Source organism: Sphingobium sp. CCH11-B1 (assembly GCF_001556865.1).
Classification (GTDB): domain Bacteria; phylum Pseudomonadota; class Alphaproteobacteria; order Sphingomonadales; family Sphingomonadaceae; genus Sphingobium.
Genome location: NZ_LSJY01000024.1, coordinates 1 through 4393 on the forward strand (window position 1 = coordinate 1; position 4393 = coordinate 4393).

The window sequence follows — 4393 nt, forward strand, 5'->3', positions numbered from 1 at the left end:
GGTCCGCCGCGATCCGCCCCAGCCCGACCACATCCCCGTCCGCCTCCACTTCGAAGGTCAGCGACGGGATGCGGTTGCCAAAGTCGGCCAGCGCCAGATCCTCGAACAAGGCATAGGCGACGCCGCGATGCGCCGGCGTCAGGTCCGCGCCCTGCGCCGACGCGATCAGCGGATCAACCGCCTGATCCTCGCCGCCCGGATAGAGGCGGAACCCGCTCATCTCGCTCTTGAAGTCGCCCGCCGCCCCGCGCAGCAGCTTGCCGTCCGCCCAGATGCGCCGGACCGCGCGGATGGGCCGCGCCGACAGCGCCACCGCGAAGCTGGCCGAATAGCTATAGCTGGTGACGCTGCCGCGCCCCTTGCCACCGCTCGTCTTCGTCACGCTTTCATTAAGGTCGGTGGCCCAGATCACCGTGCCCGCCACGCGCAACGTGCCGAACAGGCGCGGAACCTGCGTTCCATAACTGGATGTCTGGACCTGCAAATCGGCCATGCGCGGTCCCTGCCGTCCCTTCGGCCGGAACAGCACCGCATGATCGAACGCATTGCCGATCAACCCGCCGATCGCGCCTCCGATCGGCCCGCCCAGCGCGGTTCCCACCGCCGTCAGCACCATCGTCGCCATGCCTTGTCCCTTTCCCTCTCCTGCCCCCCGACCAGGGCCGGGGTTTCAGGTCCACCATCCCTCACGGGCACCGCCACCAGCCCAGCAGCGGCCAGGGCGAAGCGCCCGGCGTCTCCACCACGCGTCGCAATCCAGCATGGGCATGGACGAAGCCCGTCCCCGTCCAGATCATGAGGTGCAGTTGCATCGGCCCCGGCCGCGCCAGCGCGATGTCGCCCGGCGCGCCCCGCTCCACCCGCGCCAGCCCCGCCGCGCGCAGCCAGCCTTCCGCCCGGCGCGCGTCCCCGCTCCGCAATCCGTAGGCGCAAGGCCCCTCCCGCCCGGTCGCCACCGCCGCCAGCCCGACACAATCGATTCCCTCGCGCCCCCGGCCGTGCAGCCGGAACGGCGCGCCGATCATGGCGCGGGCGGCGGCCACCACCGCCGTCCCGTTCATGCGCCGGGATATCGGGTCAGAAGGTCCATGCCCGGCAGATAGGGCTCGCCGCGAAAATTGATGGCATTGCCGAACCGCGCGGCGCAGGTCGCCAGTTGCCGGTCGCATCCCTCGGTCAGCAGCGCCAGCGCCCCTTCCTCCACGGCAAAGGCAGGCGGATCGGCCAGGGTCAGCGCGTCCGCGCCATTGTCCGTCACCGCCTGCATCATCCCCGCATTGTCGCCCGTCAGCCAGCGCAGCGTGCCAAAGGCGTAGGCTCCCGGCGCCAACGCCGCGCCTGCAATCGCGACCGACGCTTCCTCCACCGCGCCCACCCGCGCGATCCGGCGTCGCGCCGCCATGTCCACCCGGCACGCCCGGTCGCCCAGCGTCGCGCGGCAGTCGGGCGAGGTGGATGGCGCGACCGGCGCGCCCAGCACGGCCGCCGCGCCGATCAGCTCCGCCGTGAAGGCCGCGCCCGTCCGCGCCACCGCGCCGATCGTCCCGCGCGCCAGCAGCAGCCACAGCGCGCCCGGCGCTTCCCATTCGGTCAGCCGCAGCTCCAGCGCCGCCCCGTCCCATCGCCCGGCCATCAGGTCGCGCTCGGTCAGCGCGTCGCTGGTCAGCGCGCCCGCCACATCGCTGTCTCCCCCGTCGAGCCCGATGCCGGCCCGCACGGCGGAAGGCGTCATCCCCGGCGCGGCTTGATAGGTCATGCCGCCCACCACAAGGTCGCGGTCATGGCTGGTCAGCCCCACCGCCACGCCGTCCCGCCGCTCGATCCGCCAGCAGAAGGCCAGCGTGCACAGCGGCTTGCCCAGCATCTCCGCCGCGCTCATTCGCGTATCTCCACCAGCGGCACGGACGGGGCCTCCCCGGCGGCGAAGGTCGCGCGATTGATCTCCAGCCGGTCTTCGGCAAAGCGCACCGGCACGTCGAACCGGTATCCGGCGGTCAGCACCACGCCCGCCGCCGGTGCCGCATCGAACGCGATCACGCCCATCCCTGCGTGGCTCCACCCGCCCGTCATCTCCACCCCGCCGGCCGCCACGCGGATGCTGCCCGGCACCGGCCGGGTGATGCGGCGGGCCTGCGCCTCTTCGCCCTGACCATAATGACGCATCAGCGGGAACTCGGCCCGCACCCCGTCGCCTATGCCCAGCCGCTGGTCGATGGGGGACGGCGGCGCGCCGGGCGGTCCGCTGCGGTCGTCATAGGGGTCGGTGAAGCGGAACCCGCGTGCCGCCCCCCGCCGCGCCCGGAAGAAGGCGATCAGCGCCGCCATGTCGCCGTCGGACCGCACCCCCGGCCCGGCGTCGAAGGACAGGCGCGCATCCGCCCAGTCGCTGCTTCGCCGCTCATGGCCCGACACGCTCTCGACGATCTGCGTCGAAAAAGCGGGACTGACGCTCGCCTCGCGCCCGATCGCCAGCGGAAAGACTATATCGTCAAAGGGCTGCACATCATCCTCCCCGGCAAAATTGAAGCAGGTGAAGCCGTCGCGGCACACCTGCGGCAGCGCCCAGATGAAGGTCGCCGCCGTCCCCCGCGCGACCGACGCCTGCGCGGCATCGGCAATGGCGCGCCATTGCGCGGCCTGCTCCGGCGCCAGCACAAAGCCCGCCAGATAATGCTGCTCCTCCGGCAGGTAGCCCAGCCGCTGCGTCGCCAGCGCCACGCCCCGCGCGGTGAGCGTCGGCCGCCCTTCCGTCACCCAGTCATAATCTTCCAGTTGCAACACGTCGAAGGCGGGCCTGGCCCAGCCCACCGGCATGTTGGCGCGCTTGGCTTCGGGCGCGCGCGGATCGAGAATGGTCGGCAGATAGGCCAGCAGGTGCGTCACCGCGTCCGGCGCAATCGCCTTCACATGCGCGCACAGCGCCGCCGTCGATGCGGCCAGCACTATGCCGGCCGCATCCAGCAGCGCCGTCTGCCCGGCGTTCAGGCTGCCCCAGACGCTCGGGATCGCCACCGGATCGCCGCCCAGCGCTGCCCGTGCCGCATCGTCATACAGGCATATCCGCCCGTCCCCCGGCATCACCCACCACCATGGCTCGCCGACCTGGAACAGGATCGGCAACCCCGCCTCCTGCGCGATGGCGACGAATGCGCCCGCGACCGCCTTCAGATAGGCCATCGCCCCTTCATGCGCCGGCGACAGCAAGGTGGACGGCGGCGCCCATCCGGTCAGCGCCGGGTCGCCATTCTCCGCCCGCTGCTTCCAGTCGTTCCAGCAATGCGCGTCGAACAATTCGTAGGACAGCGACCAGATGACGCCCATCCCCATCGCCCTGGCCCGCGCCGCGAAGTCCCGGTGCCAGGCCGCGCAGGGCGCATTCAGCACCCCGCCGGCCAGCGACACGTACAGCCCGTCCCCGGCCCGTTCGAGCCGGAAATAATGGCTCATGCCGACATAATGGTTGATCGCCCCGCGATAGCCCAGCGCATGGACCGCTTCCACGATCCGCTGCGGCGTCAGGTTGAACCCGTCGTCATAGCCGGTCGCCATCGACAGCCCATGTTCGGGCAGCATGGCGTCGCCCACGCCGATCACCGATCCCGCCCCGTCGCAACCTATGTCGCTCAGTTCCGCCCACCCCTCGACCGCCGCGGGGAAGGGCGTGTCGCCCGCGTCATAGCCCGGCGGCACCAGAGAGAGGAACATCCGGTCGATGTCGCCCGCCCACACCGGGTCCGCCTCCTCCGGCAACAGATATCCGCCCACCAGGGTCGCGAAATCGAGCGTGACGATCGCATCCTCCGGCCCGCCCTGTGCATAATTCCACAGCCGCACATACCAGGCGCGCGGGTTCCCGTCCGCGTCCCGCCCCTCGATCGTCAGCGTCGGCCCGTGCGTCTCGTCCAGCTTTCGCACGCCGCCCGACCGCCAGCGGAAGGACAGCCGGCACTCGCGAAAGTCCCGCGCCGTCTCATAGGCGATCAGGGGATGGCTCCAACGGTCCTCCGCTTCCCAGATCAGCCCCGCCAGATCGCCCGATCCGTAGAAGACCGCATCCATCCGCAACGACGATGGCCCTGTCGTCACCACGCTCGCCATCATCGGCCGGGGGAAATTGACGGTCCAGTGCGTCGCGGCAAAGCGCTTCATGAAGCGGCTTTCCTGCCCGCGCCGCGTGTCCGCCAGCCAATATTGCAGGCCGCCCATCGCTTCTTCTCCTATCCTATCGCGCCCTTGACCGCCCGCGCCACCTGCCGCGCGCTGCGCGCCAGCAACCGCGCCTCGCCTTCGCCGCCGCGCCCGTTGACCGCGATGCTCACCCGCACGTCCCGCGCCCCGCCGCCCGTCCCGGCCTGCACCTGCCCGCTGGTCGTCGGCACGAACAGTTCTGGCC

Annotated in this window: 3 protein-coding genes and 2 pseudogenes; all 5 read right to left on the bottom strand. The window is 71.2% G+C overall.

What is annotated here, in order from left to right; all coding sequences use genetic code 11:
* A pseudogene (locus AX724_RS03350) lies at positions 1-625 on the bottom strand (phage tail protein); the annotation flags it as partial.
* Positions 626-686: 61 nt separating this feature from the next.
* Positions 687-1061 (bottom strand): peptidoglycan endopeptidase, encoded by a 375-nt coding sequence (locus AX724_RS03355; RefSeq protein WP_197421459.1) that lies wholly within the window; start codon positions 1059-1061, stop codon positions 687-689.
* On the bottom strand, positions 1058-1879 hold the full coding sequence (locus AX724_RS03360) for a DUF2163 domain-containing protein (RefSeq protein ID WP_066763552.1): 822 nt from the start codon (positions 1877-1879) through the stop codon (positions 1058-1060). The genes AX724_RS03355 and AX724_RS03360 overlap by 4 nt, the downstream gene beginning before the upstream one ends.
* Positions 1876-4206, bottom strand: coding sequence for a DUF2460 domain-containing protein (locus AX724_RS03365; RefSeq protein WP_066763553.1), 2331 nt, complete (start codon positions 4204-4206; stop codon positions 1876-1878). The genes AX724_RS03360 and AX724_RS03365 overlap by 4 nt, the downstream gene beginning before the upstream one ends.
* 11 nt (positions 4207-4217) lie before the next feature.
* Positions 4218-4393: pseudogene (locus AX724_RS03370) on the bottom strand (tail tape measure protein); the annotation flags it as partial.

Coding starts and splice junctions, on each gene's coding strand:
- AX724_RS03355 (WP_197421459.1), bottom strand. CDS start 1,061: ATGAACGGGACGGCGGTGGTGGCCGCCGCCCGCGCCATGATCGGCGCG.
- AX724_RS03360 (WP_066763552.1), bottom strand. CDS start 1,879: ATGAGCGCGGCGGAGATGCTGGGCAAGCCGCTGTGCACGCTGGCCTTC.
- AX724_RS03365 (WP_066763553.1), bottom strand. CDS start 4,206: ATGGGCGGCCTGCAATATTGGCTGGCGGACACGCGGCGCGGGCAGGAA.